This is a genomic window from Pectobacterium versatile (assembly GCF_020166435.1).
Classification (GTDB): domain Bacteria; phylum Pseudomonadota; class Gammaproteobacteria; order Enterobacterales; family Enterobacteriaceae; genus Pectobacterium; species Pectobacterium versatile.
On sequence record NZ_JAINZP010000018.1, the window covers coordinates 69,187 to 86,108 of the forward strand.

The following is a 16,922-nucleotide window of genomic DNA, read 5'->3' on the forward strand; positions in this document are numbered from 1 at the left end:
CGAGGCTTATCATGCTAGATAAAATCGTTATCGCTAACCGCGGAGAGATCGCGCTGCGTATTTTGCGTGCCTGTAAAGAGCTGGGCATCAAAACCGTCGCCGTTCACTCCAGTGCGGATCGCGATTTGAAACACGTATTGCTGGCGGACGAAACCGTGTGTATCGGCCCGGCTCCGTCAACAAAAAGCTATCTGAACATCCCAGCGATTATTTCCGCTGCGGAAATCACCGGTGCCGTCGCGATTCACCCTGGCTACGGTTTCCTGTCCGAAAATGCGGATTTTGCCGAGCAGGTTGAACGTTCTGGCTTTATCTTCATCGGCCCACGCGCAGAAACCATTCGCCTGATGGGCGACAAAGTGTCAGCCATCACCGCAATGAAAAAAGCGGGTGTTCCGACCGTACCAGGCTCTGATGGCCCTCTGACCGACGACATGGACGCTAACCGTGTTCATGCAAAACGCATCGGCTATCCGGTTATCATCAAAGCCTCTGGCGGCGGCGGTGGTCGTGGTATGCGCGTCGTGCGCAGCGACAAAGAGCTGGAACAATCCATCAACATGACCCGTGCGGAAGCCAAAGCGGCTTTCAACAACGACATGGTTTACATGGAAAAATATCTGGAAAACCCACGTCACGTGGAAATTCAGATTCTGGCTGATGGTCAGGGCCACGCCGTCTATCTGGCCGAGCGCGACTGTTCCATGCAGCGTCGCCACCAGAAAGTGGTGGAAGAAGCGCCAGCACCGGGCATTACGGACGAACTGCGTCGTAATATCGGCGAGCGCTGCGCCAAAGCCTGTATCGATATCAACTATCGTGGTGCGGGTACGTTCGAGTTCCTGTACGAAAACGGTGAGTTCTACTTCATTGAAATGAACACCCGTATTCAGGTGGAACATCCGGTAACCGAAATGATTACCGGCGTGGATCTGATCAAAGAGCAGCTGCGCATCGCTGCCGGTCTGCCACTGTCCATCAAGCAGAAAGACGTTAAGGTTCGCGGCCATGCGGTGGAATGCCGTATCAACGCCGAGGACCCGAACTCGTTCCTGCCAAGCCCGGGTAAAATCACGCGTTTCCACGCGCCGGGTGGCTTTGGTGTCCGTTGGGAATCACATATTTACGCCGGTTATACCGTACCGCCGTATTACGATTCCATGATCGGCAAGCTGATCACCTACGGCGAAACCCGGGAAATCGCGATTTCCCGTATGAAGAACGCGCTGGCTGAACTGATCATCGATGGCATCAAAACCAACATCGAACTTCAGATAAAGATCATGAGCGATGAGAACTTCCAGAGAGGTGGCACTAACATCCACTATCTGGAAAAGAAACTCGGCTTGCAGTAAACCCGCACGATTTCAGTCGTGACAATCTCAAAGGTCGGTGAAAGCCGACCTTTTGTTTTTCTGTGAATTCTTACTAGTCAATTGGCCCACATGCCGTAAAATTCCCGCTTTCGTCATCACGACGTTCATAACGATATCTATACCCTAAATAATTCGAGTTGCAGGACAAAACGTTAACGTTTTGAACAACGTGAAGCGTTGACCCTTTAGGGCGATGCTCAGTGATGAGCATCGTAACGCGGCAAGCGAGGGAATCCCGAATCACTTACTCAAGTAAGTGATTCGGGTGAGTAAGAGTAGCCAACACACCTGCAGCTTGAAGTATGACGGGTAAATGCTCCCATTTACGGTGGAGAAGAACATGGATACACGCTTTCCTCAGGCGCACAAAGAGGCCCGCTGGGCTTTCGGCCTGACGCTGGTTTATTTAGTGGCCTGGGTGCTTGCCGCCTATTTGCCTGACAACACACAAGGGATCACCAGCCTGCCACACTGGTTTGAGATGGCCTGCCTACTGCTGCCGCTCGTGTTTACGCTGCTGTGTTGGCTGATGGTGCGCGTCATTTTCCGCGATATCTCACTGGAGAGTGACGATGCAAATTGAAATTTTATTGCCGCTGATTGGCTATCTACTGCTGGTGTTCGGGCTGTCGGTCTATGCGTACCGTCGCCGTCAGGCGGGTAACTTTCTTAACGAGTATTTCCTCGGCGGCCGCTCAATGGGCGGGTTTGTACTGGCGATGACGCTCATCGGCACTTACGTCAGCGCCAGCTCTTTTATCGGTGGGCCGGGTGCGGCGTATAAATACGGGCTGGGCTGGGTGCTGCTTTCGATGATCCAGCTTCCTACCATGCTACTGTCGCTGGGGATTCTGGGGAAAAAATTCGCCATTCTGGCGCGGCGCTACAACGCCATCACGTTGAACGACATGCTGTACGCCCGCTACAACAGCCCGCTGCTGGTCTGGTTCGCCAGCATCAGCCTGTTGGTCGCGTTTATCGGCGCCATGGCTGTGCAGTTCATCGGCGGCGCACGCCTGCTGGAAACCGCAGCGAACATCCCTTACGACATCGGCCTACTGATTTTCGGCGTCACCATCGCGCTATACACCACGTTTGGCGGCTTCCGCGCCAGCGTGCTTAATGATGCGATGCAGGGCATCGTGATGCTGATCGGCACCGTCATCCTGCTGGTCGGCGTGATCTATGCCGCCGGCGGCTTGCATAGCGCAGTCGATAAGCTGCAACAGATCGACCCGATGCTGGTATCGCCACAGGGCAGCAACGGTATTCTGTCGATGCCGTTTATGGCCTCATTCTGGGTGCTGGTCTGCTTCGGCGTCATCGGCTTGCCGAACACCGCCGTGCGCTGCATCTCTTATCGCGACAGCAAGGCACTGCACCGTGGAATTATCATCGGCACCATCGTCATCGGCATTCTGATGCTCGGCATGCACTTGGCCGGTGCGCTGGGCCGCGCCGTGATGCCAAATCTGACGATCCCCGATCAGGTGTTACCGGCGCTGATGGTCACCGTACTGCCGCCGCTGGCCGCTGGGATCTTTCTCGCTGCGCCAATGGCCGCTATCATGTCCAACATTAATGCGCATTTGCTTCAGGCCTCCGCGACGATCATCAAAGATCTCTATCTCAGCGTGCGCCCGCAGCAGATCCATAACGAACGCCGCATCAAGATACTGTCCAGCATGACCACCCTGCTGTTGGGCCTACTGGTGCTGCTGGCCTCCTTACGGCCACCGGATATGATCATCTGGCTGAATCTGCTGGCGTTTGGCGGGCTGGAAGCGGTGTTCCTGTGGCCTCTGGTACTGGGCCTGTATTGGGAACGCGCGAATGCCGCAGGGGCGCTTAGCGCCATGTTCACCGGGGCGATTTGCTATACCTTACTGGCTAGCTTCAATCTTCAGTTGGCTGGATATCACCCGATTGTGCCATCGCTGTTACTCAGCCTGATGGCGTTTATTATTGGCAACCGCTTTGGTCATAATCCACCAGCGCCGGTTGCCGCTTCATCTTCACTTTAAATGTAATAGAGACTGCTATGCCGTGGATTCAATTGAAAATAAACACCTCAGGAAAGGTTGCTGAACAACTGGGTGACGTCATGATGGAAAGCGGTGCGGTATCCGTTACGTTTCAGGATACGCACGATACACCGGTGTTCGAGCCGCTACCGGGCGAGACCCGCCTGTGGGGCGATACTGACGCGATTGCGCTGTACGATGCCGAAACCGATATGAACGCGGTTATCGCGATGCTGGAGCAAGAGCCGCTGCTGGGCGTGGGTTTTAAACACAAGATCGAGCAGTTGGAAGACAAAGACTGGGAACGCGAGTGGATGGATAACTTCCACCCGATGCAGTTCGGCAAACGTCTGTGGATTTGCCCGAGCTGGCGTGAAATTCCTGACCCGAACGCCGTCAACGTGATGCTCGACCCCGGTCTGGCGTTCGGCACTGGCACCCACCCAACAACCGCACTGTGCCTGCAATGGCTCGACGGGCTGGATCTGGAAGGGAAAACCATCATCGATTTTGGCTGTGGTTCCGGCATTCTGGCAATTGCCGCCCTGAAACTGGGTGCAGCACGCGCCATCGGGATTGATATCGATCCGCAGGCGATTCAGGCCAGCCGCGATAACGCACAGCGCAACGGCGTCTCCGAGCGTCTTGAGCTTTACCTGCCGAAAGACCAGCCTGCCGACCTGTCTGCCGATGTCGTCGTTGCCAACATCCTTGCTGGCCCGCTGCGCGAACTGGCACCGCTGATTAGCGATTTACCTAAAGCAGGCGGTCACCTCGGCCTGTCCGGTGTACTGGCCACGCAGGCCGATGGCGTCGCAGAAGCCTACGCAGACAAGTTCACGCTCGATCCGGTGGCTGAACGCGAAGAGTGGTGCCGCATTACCGGTCAACGCCGCGCATCGTAATAACATTACCCCGCTAGTCCCGCCCACCGTATGTGCAACGGTGGGCACCTTTCTTCTTGCTATATCTCACGATTGATCCCAATAAACTGGCGTATTATGCCCTAAATAATTCGAGTTTCAGGAAGGCGGCAAGCGAGGGAATCCCGATGAGCTTACTCAAGTAAGTGATTCGGGTGAGTAAGCGCAGCCAACGCACATGAAACTTGAAGTATGACGGGCAGATGCAGTCCGGCAAGCGACTGGACGTACCTGCGCCCGGCGCTCAACGATGCCATATCATTATTTTCAAGGGATGAAAAATGAAAGGTAAACTCTCTATCGTATTGATGCTATCCGCCTGCTCTTCCGCCTTGGCGGCCGATCCGGTGCACTGGGGCTACGAAGGCAATGGCGATCCCGCACACTGGGGAAAGCTGTCTCCAGACTTCTCGCTATGTGAAACGGGCAAAAACCAGTCTCCCATCAATATCCGCCAGGCTCTGAACGCTCAACACGACCCCTTACAGCTGGCTTTCCTGCCAGGGACGCAGCAAATTATCAACAACGGACATACCGTTCAGGTTAACGTTGGCCCAGGGAATACGCTGGTATTGGATAACGAGACATTCACCTTGCAGCAGTTTCACTTTCACGCACCGAGTGAAAATGAAATTGACGGTAAGCAGTTTCCGCTAGAAGGCCATTTTGTCTATAAAGACGCGGCTGGCGCACTTACCGTTATCGCGCTGATGTTTCAGGAAGGAGAAGCCAATCTGCCGCTAGCCACGACATGGCAGCAGATTCCGGCTCAGGTTAATCAGGCAGAGGACGTGCGCACGCCAATCGCGATTCAGAGCCTGTTACCGACGTCATTAAACTACTATCGGTTTAGTGGGTCGCTCACCACGCCACCTTGCTCAGAAGGCATTCGCTGGCTCGTGCTGGATCACCCCGTCACTGCCTCTGCCGATCAGATAAACCAGTTCCGCTCGGTCATGCATCACGCCAATAACCGCCCCACACAGCCGCTTAATGGCCGCATCATCATCCATTAAGCCACTTCGCGAGTGCTGGTCAGACTGTTCTGTCGGCCAGCCTCAGGTCAATCAGCACCCTTTCTTGCCACATTAACCAACGCATTTCACTGATAAAGCATTGATAGGCTGCTGTATCTCCACCAAAAATGACCGCGCTTGCAGATAAAATTCTGTAAACAGATGATTATTTCCCAGAACAAAAAATCGACATAAAAATATAACTAGCTGTTAAATATGAATAATATTTTTATGCATCTTTATGAAGTGCATTTTCATTGATCGATAGCTGTAAATTGGTCAAAGTTTGGCCTTTCATCTGACGTAAAAAATGCGTAATATACGCGCCCTTGCAGGCACAGTATGGTCAATTTTTGTCTATGCACATTGGACAATTTCAGCTTAGTAATCGCTTGATAGCAGCCCCAATGGCTGGTATTAGCGATCGCCCATTTAGAGCACTCTGTCATGCGATGGGCGCTGGAATGACCGTGTCTGAAATGCTTTCTTCTAACCCAGAAGTGTGGCGTTCAGACAAGTCGCGTTTGCGAATGGTACATAGTGATGAACCGGGTATCAGAGCCGTGCAGATTGCCGGTTGTGACCCCGATGAGATGGCGGCGGCAGCGAGAATCAACGCTGATTCCGGCGCACAGATCATCGACATCAATATGGGCTGCCCAGCGAAGAAGGTGAACCGCAAGATGGCAGGATCTGCATTGTTGCAGTATCCGGATTTGGTCAAACAGATCCTCTCTACGGTAGTGAAAGCGGTAGACGTACCGGTGACACTGAAGATCCGAACCGGTTGGGCACCAGAGCACCGCAACTGTGTAGAAATTGCCAAATTGGCTGAAGACTGTGGGATTCAAGCGTTAACCATTCACGGACGCACGCGTGCGTGCCTGTTCAATGGTTTCGCCGAATACGACAGCATTCGGGCAGTTAAGCAGGCCGTTTCCATTCCTATTATTGCGAATGGCGACATTACAGACCCGCATAAAGCCAGAGCGGTTCTTGACTACACCGGGGCTGACGCCCTGATGATAGGACGAGCCGCTCAGGGAAGACCCTGGATCTTTCGGGAAATCCAGCATTATCTGGACACAGGGGAGTTGCTGGCACCGATGCCGTTGGCAGAGGTTAAGCGCTTGTTGATCGAGCACATACGGGAATTGCACGACTTTTATGGTCCAGGCAAGGGATTTCGTATCGCTCGTAAGCACGTATCCTGGTATCTCCAGGAGCATGCCCCAAACGACCAGTTTAGGCGCACATTCAACGCCATTGAGGATGCCAGCGAGCAGCTGGAGGCGTTGAAGGCATATTTTGAAAATCTTGCGTAAACAGAAAAAGAGCTGACAGAACTATGTTCGAACAACGCGTGAATTCTGACGTACTGACCGTTTCCACTGTAAACTCTCAGGCTCAGGTAACCCAAAAACCCCTGCGCGACTCGGTTAAACAGGCACTGAAGAACTATTTTGCTCAATTGAACGGTCAGGATGTAAGTGACCTGTATGAGCTGGTACTGGCTGAAGTTGAACAGCCACTGTTGGACATGGTGATGCAATACACCCGCGGTAACCAAACCCGCGCCGCCCTGATGATGGGCATCAACCGCGGTACTCTGCGTAAGAAATTGAAAAAATACGGCATGAACTGATACTAATCAGTTAAGCATTTGAAAAAAGGCGCTTTACCTCTTTTGGTTAAGCGCCTTTTTCTTTGCCTTTTATTAAGGCAACAACGGCCTTAGCGTGGACATGCTGAGCGGTGACGTCTGTGAGAGAGGAACCCGCTGTTAATGACTCATTCCTTCTTGTTGATCCGTTTCCGATGCATGAAAGAGTCGGTGCAGGTTATCTAATCGCTCTGCTAACACGAACGTTAAAATCTCTTTCGATTCTGGATTATTCAATTCAACAATGGCGTAAGCCAGCGCACGACACTGATCGAGTGCTTCTTCTGGCTCTAACGGCGTGTTATCAAACATGGCGCACCTCCTGAACAGGCAGGCGACCAGCGAAGACCATGACATGACCATCAGGGGAATGCTCCCGCGCCTGATGTTCTGTGGTAGCGATAATATGAACGACACGTTGGGAGGATATTCCCAAAGCAAGAAAGCGATACTGAAATTCGGGGCGAGTTTGGGTAGACTTGATATCAGCCATAGTGTTAGCTCCAATAACATTGTGGTTAGAGGCTCGTAGGTGTTGGTAGCATCTGCGAGCTTCGCTATTTTTAACCTTGAATCACTCAAGGTGTCAGCCACTATATGGGTTGGGACGTCAGCAGTAGTATCTCGACTGTGTGTCTAGTCGCCCCTATATTTTTTCGTTATCTCTACATTGAATAGAGTTATTTTAAATGACATTAAAGACTTGTATAGAGGAAATGGATTTATCAACACTTTCATTTGCCAACGATATTTTACGTTATCTTGATGAACAGGAAATTTCTCTTATTGAACCAGCTAAGATTTCTAGTGTAGACCTATCGAAGGTAGTTGGAACGACCCATATAAATTATAGAGGAAAAACGTGGGGAGAGCTAAAACCAGTAATAGGTACATCAGAAGGGGATATTTCCAACATTGAAGTTGCGTGTCAACCTTTAAAGCGCGCTGTAACAAATATCTATGCTTTAGAGAAAAAACCTGAATATTATCTCACCATGGAGGAAAAGGATGACTGGAGTTTTATCGAGCTAAACGGAGAATTTTATATATCAGAGGGTAATAATAGAACAGTTATTGGTCGGTTTTTTTTACATCTCAATGATAAGCCACCAATTATTCATGGTGTTAAGGTTACAACAGCAATTAAGAAAAATGGGTTTCACGAAGTAGGCAAGGTTAAAAGCGTTTTATCAAAAATTTTCAGATACCTAAGAGTATAAGCACCATCAAAAACGCGCTTTTTGACTCTCGATCCGCAACAACTCGTAGGATCCCCATCCGACTATCTATTTTAACCGCCGCTGTTACAAAAATCAGTCAGATTAAGCAGCGGCTAATCCAGAATCAAAACACCTCGATCAGCTCAAACTCTTCAAACACCAGCAGCATATCTGGGGCGAAAGTGCCTTCTCGTTCGAAAAATGTCTGATGGCCTTCACGCCAGAAAGCCAGGCTTTTGTCGCCTTCGCCCTCTTTCGCCGCCATCTCAGCGGTAACATCGCAGTAGCGCACCAGCGTTAACGAGCGCGTGCGAATGACGCAGGAAGGCTGTCCGGCACCGTCCAGAACGATGTTGTAATCGCCGACCTGCGGCGTTTGCTCGTTTTTGAATGCGTGGTACGAACTACAGGTTGCCGTTTTATGCCCTTCCCGCACCAGTTGCAGCAGCTCATCCGCCAGCTCGGGACTGTCGCCAAATGACCAGCGCAGCGCGTCTGGGTACTTTTCCAATCCTTGTTTATGACTCATCATCTTCCTCGGTTTATACGGCTATGATTGCTCTCTTTTATTACGCAATCATAGCCTTAAAGCGACCATCAGGTAATGTCCACTTCCACCCAGAGTGCGGCATGGTCGGACGCAGCGGTGTCCCATGATGTCACTTCGGGTAGTGGCATCACCGGTTCAGCGCCCTCTTTGGCGGCAATCTTGTCGATATTGTAAATCCCACGACGCTCGATTCCCCACGCCACCACCGCCTGATGCAGCGGTGCAGATAGGAAAATATAGTCCAGCTGATTTAACCGCGCGCCCTTCTTTCCCCCGGAGAAATAGTAGGTGTAGCGCTCTTTTTCCGGGCGTTCAGGGTCGATAACCGGGTGTAAGTCCGACAGGGAAAACAGAGGAGCCAGACTTTGCCAGGGGTTTGACGAATCCTCGTTCAAATCACCGAGAATGACCACGTAGTCCTTCTTGAGATCGTAAGTCAGTTGGACAATCTCTGCGACACGTTCAGATTGGTCACGCCGCTTCTGTGCTCCACGCTGTCGCTCTTCTTCCGTTTGACCGCTCTGGCTTTTGAAATGGTTACACAGGATATAAATCGGCTGTTTGAGGCCAGCATCCAGCGTGACCTCAAGGCAATCGCGGCTAAAGACGGGGTCAAACTGTTTTCCGGCATCAAAAATATGTGTGCGGAGCTGAACAATCCGGTAACGCGTCAGGCAGGCAACATCAATGCCGCGTGGATCGTTCGGGCTGTCGATCATCACGAACTGGTTAAACTTCTTTTTCCCCAGCACCTGACTGTTGAAGTCACGCAAGACGTCCATGTTTTCGACTTCAACAGCGCATAGGATATCGGCGTTAAGCAGAGTAATAACCTTGCCCGTATTTTTACGCTGCTGGCTGCTGAACTCCTGAGATTTGAACACGATTTCACCGATCCAATCTCCACGGCCACGGCAGCTTTTATTGATCCTAAATCCGGTGCCATCTTCCTCCTTTTTCCATCGCCCCAACGTGCCTGCATCGGTGCGGATATCAATATAAGGGCGTAATGCGATAGAAAGGCGGAATACCTTATCCTTCAGAGCATCATCGTATTGGGGTTGTTCGAGAAGTTGCTGAAGTTGCCTGACCTGTTCCAATAAAGCATCGATCTGCTGCGAATCGGGGAGGTTGAGAATCGCAGTACGATGGAACAGGTTCTCAACGTTATAGCTGGCGATACGGATCTTCATTGTTGTCTCCTGCTGGGTAGTGGCAAAAGCAATGATGTCCTTTTGAGAATAGAAGCCCATTGTGACAGTTGGGCAGGATTCCCAACAGCAATAGACTTTTTGTTCTTTAACTCAACATGGTTAAAACGTGTTAGACGCACTATATTCACTACAAAAGTCAGGCTCGCGACAAAAGTACGCACGCCATGAGTACTATATTCACTTCTGATATAAATCATCACACAACGTGATTTATAAACAGATGTGTTGTCGCGTAGATTCATTATCAGCAAAAGTTATAAGCGCATTACTGCACACTACTCACAGGGAATTCATAATGAAAAAAATACGTTTTGCTTTACTGACCAGCGCCTTGCTTGCTACCAACGTATTCGCTAATGCCGATGACCTTGGCGCCATCAAGTTCGCTGGGGTTATCAAGATCGGCACGGAAGGCACCTACGCGCCTTACACCTATCATGATAAATCAGGCCAGTTGGTTGGCTTCGATGTGGATATTGGCCGTGCGGTGGCAGAAAAGCTTGGCGTGAAAGCCCAGTTCATTGAAGGACGTTGGGACGGTTTAATCGCCGGTATTGATGCCAAGCGCTACGATGCGGTCATCAATCAGGTTGGCGTAACCAAAGAGCGTCAGGCTAAGTATGATTTCTCCAAGCCTTACATTGATTCCAAAGCGGTGCTGGTTGTCCGCGGCGATAACACCACTATCAAAGATTTCAGCGATCTGAAAGGCAAAAAATCTGCCCAGAGCCTGACCAGTAATTACGCTAAGCAAGCCACCAACTACGGTGCGGAAATTGTACCAACGGATGGTTTTAACCAGTCTCTGGATCTGGTTCTTAGCGGCCGTGCCGATGCCACGTTGAACGATAACCTGTCATTCCTGGATTTCAAAAAGCAGAAGCCGGATGCCAACGTGAAGATTGCGGCAACCTCAAAGGACGGTGAGCCTTCCGCGATTCTGGTACGTAAAAATCAGGCTCCACTGGTGGAAGCATTGAATAAAGCTCTGGATGAAATCAAAGCAGACGGCACCTATAAAACGATATCTGTGCGATACTTCGGGGAGGATGTTTCTCAATAATCGCACTGTTACCAGAGCGCGTTGTTATAAACAGGACTGTTATATACCCTAAATAATTCAAGTTGCGTGACAAAACGTTAGCGTTTTGAACAACGCTATGCGTTGACCCTTTAGGGCAAGGCCCATTTATGGCCTTGTAACGCGGCAACCGCACGAGTCCCCAGGAGCTTACAAAAGTAAGTGACTGGGGTGAGTAAGGACAAATTGGCTAAGCCAATTTGAACGCCGTTTACGGCGGCCCTTCCGGGCGAGGTTCAGAGATGAGCCGAGTATTGCCAACGCACAAGCAGCTTGAAGTATGACGGGTATCAGCGCGCTCTGTAATTAGAGCATATCTTTATCGGAGCTCGTTTTCATGCCGCCTTGGCTACAACTCATGGCTGACTCCTTTTGGAGCCTGTTGTCTGCGGGACTGAAATTTACCGTCCCTCTGGCTATCCTGTCTTTCATCTTTGGCTTAGCTCTCGGCATTATCATCGCGCTGGTTCGCCTCTATGGTCCAAAGCCGCTGAAATGGGTGGGTGATTTCTACGTTTGGGTTATTCGTGGAACGCCATTATTGGTTCAGCTTTTCCTGATTTTTTATGGGCTGCCCAGCGCGGGGATTACTCTGGATGCCTTTCCGGCTGCCCTTATTGGTTTCACTATCAGCGTGGGTGCCTATAGCTCGGAGATCGTCCGTGGGGCAATATTGTCTGTCCCAAAAGGCCAATGGAATGCCGCCTATTCTCTCGGTATGAACGGAAGGCAGGCGATTCGTTGGGTCATCTTCCCACAATCCGTTTTCGTGTCGCTGCCGCCGCTCTCCAATACGTTTATTTCCTTAATCAAGGATACATCGCTGGCCGCCGTCATCACCGTGCCAGAGATGTTTTTATCCGCTCAGCGTATCGTTTCGGTTACCTATGAGCCCTTGATTCTGTATGTTGAGGCTGCGCTGATTTATCTGATGTTCAGCACGGTGCTAAGCCAGCTACAGGTTAAGCTCGAAAAATATTATCAGCGCCACATCACACAGTAACACCTCCTGCATCAGCCCACGCCATCCGCTGGGCTGATCACATTACCGCGTTCCCGACTTATCACTTTTTAACGAGCAATTCTCAGCTTACAAATACGCATGCTGGCGGAAAGTGCCTCGACCTCTCCATTTTGACGCACCAAAAAAGGGCGCACTACCCTCTTTGCATTTGTCACGGTGCGCACATACCTATTTAGAATTACCCACTTAGATCAATAAGCCTTTCCTTTCGTCTTTATTATCAAGCAAATAGAAAATTGGCATTTTATTTGCTTCGCTCTGCTCACGTCGGCATCCCGACAGACAGGTATGGTGCACCGCAACACAACTGTGTACTGCAACAACAGCAGATAACTCTAGATGCTAGGATGATTATGAAAAGAATAGTGATTTCTACTCTGGTTGCTGGCGCGTCACTCTTTGCCGCCATCAATCAAGCCCATGCTGGTGCAACGCTGGACGCCATTCAGAAGAAAGGATTTGTGCAATGCGGTATCAGTGATGGCTTGCCCGGCTTTTCCTATGCGGACGCCAGCGGCAAATACTCCGGCATTGATGTTGACGTGTGCCGTGGCCTTGCCGCCGCCGTATTCGGCGACGCCAATAAAGTTAAATACACGCCGCTGACGGCAAAAGAGCGCTTCACTGCACTGCAATCCGCCGAAGTCGATGTGCTATCACGTAACACCACCTGGACGTCTTCCCGTGACAGCGGCATGGGCATGCTCTTTACCGGCGTGACCTACTACGACGGCATTGGCTTCCTGACGCACAACAAAGCGGGCTTAACCAGCGCCAAAGAGCTGGACGGTGCAACCGTCTGTATTCAGGCAGGTACTGATACCGAGCTGAACGTCGCTGACTATTTCAAAACCCATAAAATGCAGTACACCCCCGTCACATTCGACCGCTCTGATGAAAGCGCCAAAGCGCTGGAGTCTGGCCGCTGCGATACGCTGGCATCAGACCAGTCACAGCTGTACGCATTGCGTATCAAGCTGAGCAAACCTGCTGAATTCATCGTCCTGCCAGAAGTGATTTCCAAGGAACCACTGGGCCCAGTGGTACGCCGTGGCGATGAAGAGTGGTTCGCGATTGTACGCTGGACGCTGTTCGCCATGCTGAATGCTGAAGAGATGGGTGTGACCTCGAAAAACGTCGACCAACTGGCAGCAAAACCTACCACGCCAGATATGTCTCACCTGCTGGGTCATGAAGGCAGCTACGGTAAAGATCTCAAATTACCGAACGATTGGGCATTCAAAATCATCAAACAGGTCGGCAACTACGGCGAAGTCTTTGAACGTAATGTCGGCATGGGCAGCGAACTGAAAATTAAACGCGGCCTGAACGAACTGTGGAACAAAGGCGGGATTCAGTACGCGCCAGCGGTACGTTAATTATCAGAACAACCCGGGCGCAGTGTATTACTGCGCCCCTCAGTACCCCGTATCGAGGTTCCAGCATGCTACAACGCCCAACCGTAAAAGGTGATTTATCACTGACTAATCCAGCGGTGCGCGCCTGGCTGTATCAAATTGTCGTTGTTATCGCGGTATTGGCTGTCGCAGCCTACTTGTTGCACAACACCGTGACCAATCTGTCGCAAAGGGGCATCACCTCTGGCTTCGACTTTCTGAATAAAAGCGCCGGCTTTGGCATCGTTCAACACCTGATTGACTATCAACAAGGCGATACCTACGCCCGCGTTTTTCTTGTTGGGTTATTCAACACGCTTCTGGTTTCGGCATTGTGTATCGTATTTGCGTCAATTCTCGGCTTCACTGTCGGTTTGGCTCGGCTGTCTGACAACTGGTTGCTACGAAAAATATCCAACATTTACATTGAGATATTCCGTAACATTCCGCCGTTGTTGCAGATCTTTTTTTGGTATTTTGCCGTACTGCGGAATCTACCGGGGCCACGCCAGTCAATCAACGCGTTTGATGTCGCATTCCTCAGCAACCGAGGCTTTTATCTGCCATCCCCTGAAATGGGACCGGGCGCAGCGGCATTTTTTCTTTCTCTGCTGATCGTATCGGCCGTGACATGGCGCGTCTTTCGACGTAACCAGCGCTATCACGCCTTAACCGGTCAACCGCGCAAAACCTGGCCACTGACGTTAGGCCTGTTACTTGTGCTGTGCGCACTCAGCCACTTGATTTTTGGTCCCGCTTTCCACTGGGATATGCCGGAATTAAAAGGGTTTAACTTTCGCGGCGGCATGGTGCTGATCCCTGAATTGGCGGCGTTAACCGTCGCTCTGTCGGTCTACACGTCATCATTTATTGCCGAGATCATTCGTTCAGGCATTCAATCGGTTTCCCACGGTCAACACGAAGCCGCGCGTTCTCTCGGCTTACCGAATCCCGTTACGCTACGCAAAGTGATCCTTCCACAAGCACTGCGCGTTATCATTCCGCCACTGACCAGCCAGTATCTCAACATCGTGAAAAACTCATCACTGGCGGCTGCGATTGGCTATCCCGATATGGTGTCGCTGTTCGCGGGAACCGTGCTGAACCAGACCGGTCAGGCTATTGAAACCATCGCCATTACCATGTCGGTTTACCTCATTATCAGCCTGCTGATCTCGCTGCTGATGAATCTGTATAACCGCAAAATCGCGTTAGTCGAACGCTAAGAGGACGTCATGACGATGAACCATTATACGCAAGGCCGTCAGTCCCCTCTGTTCAAAGCGATGCAGTGGGCACGGCGTAATCTCTTCTCAAGTATCGGCAATAGCCTGTTAACGCTTTTTTGCCTCTGGCTATTGTGGGTTGCCATACCGCCGCTGCTCAATTGGACGATCTTTCAGGCTAACTGGCTCGGCACAACCCGTAATGACTGTACGCGTGATGGCGCTTGTTGGGTCTTCATTCACGCCAGATTTGGTCATTTCATGTATGGCCTGTATCCAGCAGCGGAAGTCTGGCGCATCAACTTCGCACTCGCCATCGGGTTACTCAGCATTCTGCCAATGTTCCTAAAAAGCATCCCCTATCGCGGACGCTATCTTACCGTCTGGGCAGTAGCGTATCCGCTCATCGCCTGGTGGTTGCTTTATGGTGGTTTTGGCGGGCTCAGTAGAGTGGAAACCTATCAATGGGGTGGCCTAACGTTGACGCTGATCATCGCCGCCGTGGGTATTGCGGGTGCACTCCCACTTGGTATCTTGCTCGCATTAGGTCGCCGTTCCACGCTGCCGATTGTTCGTATGCTTTCCGTCGTGTTCATCGAATTCTGGCGTGGCGTACCGCTAATCACCGTACTTTTTATGTCGTCCGTAATGCTGCCGCTGTTTTTAACGGAAGGCACCACTATCGACAAACTGCTAAGAGCATTAGTTGCCGTGATTTTATTCCAGTCAGCTTATGTCGCCGAAGTGGTTCGCGGCGGCTTACAGGCGCTTCCCAAAGGACAGTATGAAGCCGCGGAATCCCTGAGCTTAGGCTATTGGCGTATGCAGGGGCTGGTCATCCTTCCGCAAGCGCTGAAAATGGTTATTCCAGGCCTAGTGAATACGATCATTTCTCTTTTTAAAGACACGAGTCTGGTGATCATCATCGGCCTCTTCGATCTCTTCAGCAGTATCCAGCAGGCAACCGTCGACCCCACCTGGCTGGGCATGTCGACGGAAGGCTATGTTTTTGCCGCTATGGTCTATTGGATTTTCTGTTTCAGCATGTCGCGCTATAGCCAACATCTGGAAAATCGTTTTAACACCGGACACAAGTCACACTGAGGCCATCCATGAATCAGACTGCATTCACTCAATCAACCGATCACATGATTACCTTAGAAAATGTGAATAAGTGGTACGGGCAATTTCACGTGCTCAAAGACATCAATTTGCAGGTCAGGCAAGGCGAGCGCATTGTGCTCTGCGGCCCTTCCGGCTCGGGTAAATCAACCACCATACGTTGCATTAATCATCTTGAAGAACATCAAGCAGGGCGAATTGTTGTTGATGGTATTGAATTGAATAATGATTTGCGCAACATCGAAAAAGTTCGTACTGAAGTTGGCATGGTTTTTCAGCATTTCAATCTTTTCCCGCACTTAACTGTGTTGCAGAACTGCACGCTGGCACCGTCCTGGGTACGCCACACGCCGAAAAAAGAAGCGGAAGAGCTGGCAATGCACTATCTGGAACGTGTGCGTATCGCCGCACATGCGCATAAATTTCCGGGGCAGCTATCTGGAGGCCAGCAACAACGTGTGGCCATCGCCCGTTCACTGTGCATGAAGCCCAAGATTATGCTGTTTGACGAGCCGACGTCTGCGCTGGATCCTGAAATGGTAAAAGAGGTGCTAGATACTATGCTTGGGCTAGCTCAGGATGGAATGACGATGCTTTGCGTCACGCATGAAATGGGATTCGCGAGAACCGTCGCTGATCGGGTGATCTTTATGGATCAAGGTGAGATCGTAGAACAAGCCCCACCGGATATCTTCTTCTCCAGCCCTCGTTCAGAGCGTACTCAGGCATTTCTTTCACAAATCCTGCACTAATCTGAAGCATCCTGCCTGCGTGTCCTACGCAGGCCTTCCCCAATATCGCCATTATGATGGCTCTCACAGCTCGCGTTATCACATAACTAACGCGAACTGGATAAAGTAGGAAGGTTTCTGCATCCTAAAAAACATCCTCATCTTCCATGACTGTCAGGTTATCTGCCGGATCCACCGCAATAAATGCACAGAGAGCAAATCTAATTCAGATATCACATAGTCTACCTGATCTACGCAAGATACCGACTGCCTTTTACCACAGGTAAGGTATAAACAACATATACCAAACGCGCATAGCAAAAAGCCCCTGTCTTTCGACAGAGGCTTTCCACTT

General features: G+C 50.9%; 18 protein-coding genes. 14 read left to right on the top strand and 4 right to left on the bottom strand.

All coding sequences use genetic code 11. The features are described 5' to 3' along the window. The first annotated feature begins 11 nt into the window (after positions 1-11). From accC to fis, 7 genes are all read left to right on the top strand, one after another. Entirely contained in the window at positions 12-1,355 is a 1,344-nt protein-coding gene (gene accC, locus K7X24_RS17180; RefSeq protein WP_224556128.1) for an acetyl-CoA carboxylase biotin carboxylase subunit, read from the top strand. A 361-nt stretch (positions 1,356-1,716) separates the two neighbouring features. Next, complete coding sequence (locus K7X24_RS17185; RefSeq protein WP_224556129.1) at positions 1,717-1,959, top strand: YhdT family protein; 243 nt, start codon at positions 1,717-1,719, stop codon at positions 1,957-1,959. Continuing rightward, a complete protein-coding gene (panF, locus tag K7X24_RS17190; RefSeq protein WP_039507251.1) occupies positions 1,949-3,400 on the top strand; it encodes a sodium/pantothenate symporter in 1,452 nt (483 codons plus the stop codon). The genes K7X24_RS17185 and panF overlap by 11 nt, the downstream gene beginning before the upstream one ends. Positions 3,401-3,417: 17 nt before the next feature. Further along, positions 3,418-4,305 carry a 50S ribosomal protein L11 methyltransferase gene (prmA, locus tag K7X24_RS17195; RefSeq protein WP_039535283.1) on the top strand — a complete coding sequence of 296 codons (888 nt, stop codon included), beginning with the start codon at positions 3,418-3,420 and terminating at the stop codon, positions 4,303-4,305. 299 nt (positions 4,306-4,604) lie between these two features. Continuing rightward, positions 4,605-5,339 carry a carbonic anhydrase gene (locus K7X24_RS17200; RefSeq protein ID WP_203470533.1) on the top strand — a complete coding sequence of 245 codons (735 nt, stop codon included), beginning with the start codon at positions 4,605-4,607 and terminating at the stop codon, positions 5,337-5,339. 359 nt (positions 5,340-5,698) lie between these two features. Next, on the top strand, positions 5,699-6,664 hold the full coding sequence (gene dusB, locus K7X24_RS17205; protein WP_010300275.1) for a tRNA dihydrouridine synthase DusB: 966 nt from the start codon (positions 5,699-5,701) through the stop codon (positions 6,662-6,664). Positions 6,665-6,687: 23 nt separating this feature from the next. Beyond that, positions 6,688-6,984 (top strand): DNA-binding transcriptional regulator Fis, encoded by a 297-nt coding sequence (gene fis, locus K7X24_RS17210; RefSeq protein WP_005975342.1) that lies wholly within the window; start codon positions 6,688-6,690, stop codon positions 6,982-6,984. 138 nt (positions 6,985-7,122) lie between these two features. On the opposite strand, the gene K7X24_RS17215 is transcribed toward fis, so the two are convergent. Beyond that, on the bottom strand, positions 7,123-7,314 hold the full coding sequence (locus tag K7X24_RS17215; RefSeq protein WP_103971328.1) for a hypothetical protein: 192 nt from the start codon (positions 7,312-7,314) through the stop codon (positions 7,123-7,125). Next, complete coding sequence (locus K7X24_RS17220; protein WP_130623280.1) at positions 7,307-7,495, bottom strand: host cell division inhibitor Icd-like protein; 189 nt, start codon at positions 7,493-7,495, stop codon at positions 7,307-7,309. Before K7X24_RS17220 ends, K7X24_RS17215 begins: the two co-directional genes overlap by 8 nt. Positions 7,496-7,691: 196 nt before the next feature. Between K7X24_RS17220 and K7X24_RS17225 the strand changes: the two genes are divergently transcribed. Then, positions 7,692-8,222 carry a hypothetical protein gene (locus K7X24_RS17225; RefSeq protein ID WP_130623279.1) on the top strand — a complete coding sequence of 177 codons (531 nt, stop codon included), beginning with the start codon at positions 7,692-7,694 and terminating at the stop codon, positions 8,220-8,222. Between the two features lie 124 nt (positions 8,223-8,346). Here K7X24_RS17225 and K7X24_RS17230 read toward each other — a convergent pair whose 3' ends face one another. Continuing rightward, positions 8,347-8,751, bottom strand: coding sequence for an ASCH domain-containing protein (locus K7X24_RS17230; protein WP_180780655.1), 405 nt, complete (start codon positions 8,749-8,751; stop codon positions 8,347-8,349). Positions 8,752-8,819: 68 nt separating this feature from the next. Next, a complete protein-coding gene (locus K7X24_RS17235) occupies positions 8,820-9,965 on the bottom strand; it encodes an endonuclease/exonuclease/phosphatase family protein (protein WP_224556132.1) in 1,146 nt (381 codons plus the stop codon). Positions 9,966-10,281: 316 nt separating this feature from the next. On the opposite strand from K7X24_RS17235, the gene K7X24_RS17240 reads away from it, so the two are divergent. The 6 genes from K7X24_RS17240 (at position 10,282) to K7X24_RS17265 (ending at position 16,588) form a co-directional block, all read left to right on the top strand. Further along, positions 10,282-11,049, top strand: a complete 768-nt coding sequence (locus tag K7X24_RS17240) for an amino acid ABC transporter substrate-binding protein (protein WP_224556134.1) — start codon at positions 10,282-10,284, stop codon at positions 11,047-11,049. Positions 11,050-11,404: 355 nt separating this feature from the next. After that, positions 11,405-12,070 carry an amino acid ABC transporter permease gene (locus K7X24_RS17245; RefSeq protein ID WP_010300238.1) on the top strand — a complete coding sequence of 222 codons (666 nt, stop codon included), beginning with the start codon at positions 11,405-11,407 and terminating at the stop codon, positions 12,068-12,070. 374 nt (positions 12,071-12,444) lie between these two features. Next, positions 12,445-13,470, top strand: coding sequence for an amino acid ABC transporter substrate-binding protein (locus tag K7X24_RS17250; protein ID WP_224556136.1), 1,026 nt, complete (start codon positions 12,445-12,447; stop codon positions 13,468-13,470). A 65-nt stretch (positions 13,471-13,535) separates the two neighbouring features. Beyond that, positions 13,536-14,714, top strand: coding sequence for an amino acid ABC transporter permease (locus K7X24_RS17255; RefSeq protein ID WP_224556139.1), 1,179 nt, complete (start codon positions 13,536-13,538; stop codon positions 14,712-14,714). 9 nt (positions 14,715-14,723) lie between these two features. Then, positions 14,724-15,818 carry an amino acid ABC transporter permease gene (locus K7X24_RS17260; protein WP_224556141.1) on the top strand — a complete coding sequence of 365 codons (1,095 nt, stop codon included), beginning with the start codon at positions 14,724-14,726 and terminating at the stop codon, positions 15,816-15,818. Positions 15,819-15,826: 8 nt separating this feature from the next. Next, positions 15,827-16,588: an amino acid ABC transporter ATP-binding protein gene (locus K7X24_RS17265; RefSeq protein WP_161527826.1), complete on the top strand. Its 762-nt coding sequence runs from the start codon at positions 15,827-15,829 to the stop codon at positions 16,586-16,588. Positions 16,589-16,922 lie beyond the last annotated feature (334 nt).

Bases quoted from the DNA above. Each gene is read 5' to 3' on its own strand.
- K7X24_RS17250 (WP_224556136.1), top strand. From the start codon at position 12,445: ATGAAAAGAATAGTGATTTCTACTCTGGTTGCTGGCGCGTCACTCTTT.
- K7X24_RS17220 (WP_130623280.1), bottom strand. From the start codon at position 7,495: ATGGCTGATATCAAGTCTACCCAAACTCGCCCCGAATTTCAGTATCGC.
- K7X24_RS17235 (WP_224556132.1), bottom strand. From the start codon at position 9,965: ATGAAGATCCGTATCGCCAGCTATAACGTTGAGAACCTGTTCCATCGT.
- panF (WP_039507251.1), top strand. From the start codon at position 1,949: ATGCAAATTGAAATTTTATTGCCGCTGATTGGCTATCTACTGCTGGTG.
- K7X24_RS17240 (WP_224556134.1), top strand. From the start codon at position 10,282: ATGAAAAAAATACGTTTTGCTTTACTGACCAGCGCCTTGCTTGCTACC.
- K7X24_RS17230 (WP_180780655.1), bottom strand. From the start codon at position 8,751: ATGAGTCATAAACAAGGATTGGAAAAGTACCCAGACGCGCTGCGCTGG.
- K7X24_RS17185 (WP_224556129.1), top strand. From the start codon at position 1,717: ATGGATACACGCTTTCCTCAGGCGCACAAAGAGGCCCGCTGGGCTTTC.
- dusB (WP_010300275.1), top strand. From the start codon at position 5,699: ATGCACATTGGACAATTTCAGCTTAGTAATCGCTTGATAGCAGCCCCA.
- K7X24_RS17245 (WP_010300238.1), top strand. From the start codon at position 11,405: ATGCCGCCTTGGCTACAACTCATGGCTGACTCCTTTTGGAGCCTGTTG.
- K7X24_RS17225 (WP_130623279.1), top strand. From the start codon at position 7,692: ATGACATTAAAGACTTGTATAGAGGAAATGGATTTATCAACACTTTCA.
- K7X24_RS17255 (WP_224556139.1), top strand. From the start codon at position 13,536: ATGCTACAACGCCCAACCGTAAAAGGTGATTTATCACTGACTAATCCA.
- K7X24_RS17215 (WP_103971328.1), bottom strand. From the start codon at position 7,314: ATGTTTGATAACACGCCGTTAGAGCCAGAAGAAGCACTCGATCAGTGT.
- K7X24_RS17200 (WP_203470533.1), top strand. From the start codon at position 4,605: ATGAAAGGTAAACTCTCTATCGTATTGATGCTATCCGCCTGCTCTTCC.
- K7X24_RS17260 (WP_224556141.1), top strand. From the start codon at position 14,724: ATGACGATGAACCATTATACGCAAGGCCGTCAGTCCCCTCTGTTCAAA.
- prmA (WP_039535283.1), top strand. From the start codon at position 3,418: ATGCCGTGGATTCAATTGAAAATAAACACCTCAGGAAAGGTTGCTGAA.
- fis (WP_005975342.1), top strand. From the start codon at position 6,688: ATGTTCGAACAACGCGTGAATTCTGACGTACTGACCGTTTCCACTGTA.
- accC (WP_224556128.1), top strand. From the start codon at position 12: ATGCTAGATAAAATCGTTATCGCTAACCGCGGAGAGATCGCGCTGCGT.
- K7X24_RS17265 (WP_161527826.1), top strand. From the start codon at position 15,827: ATGAATCAGACTGCATTCACTCAATCAACCGATCACATGATTACCTTA.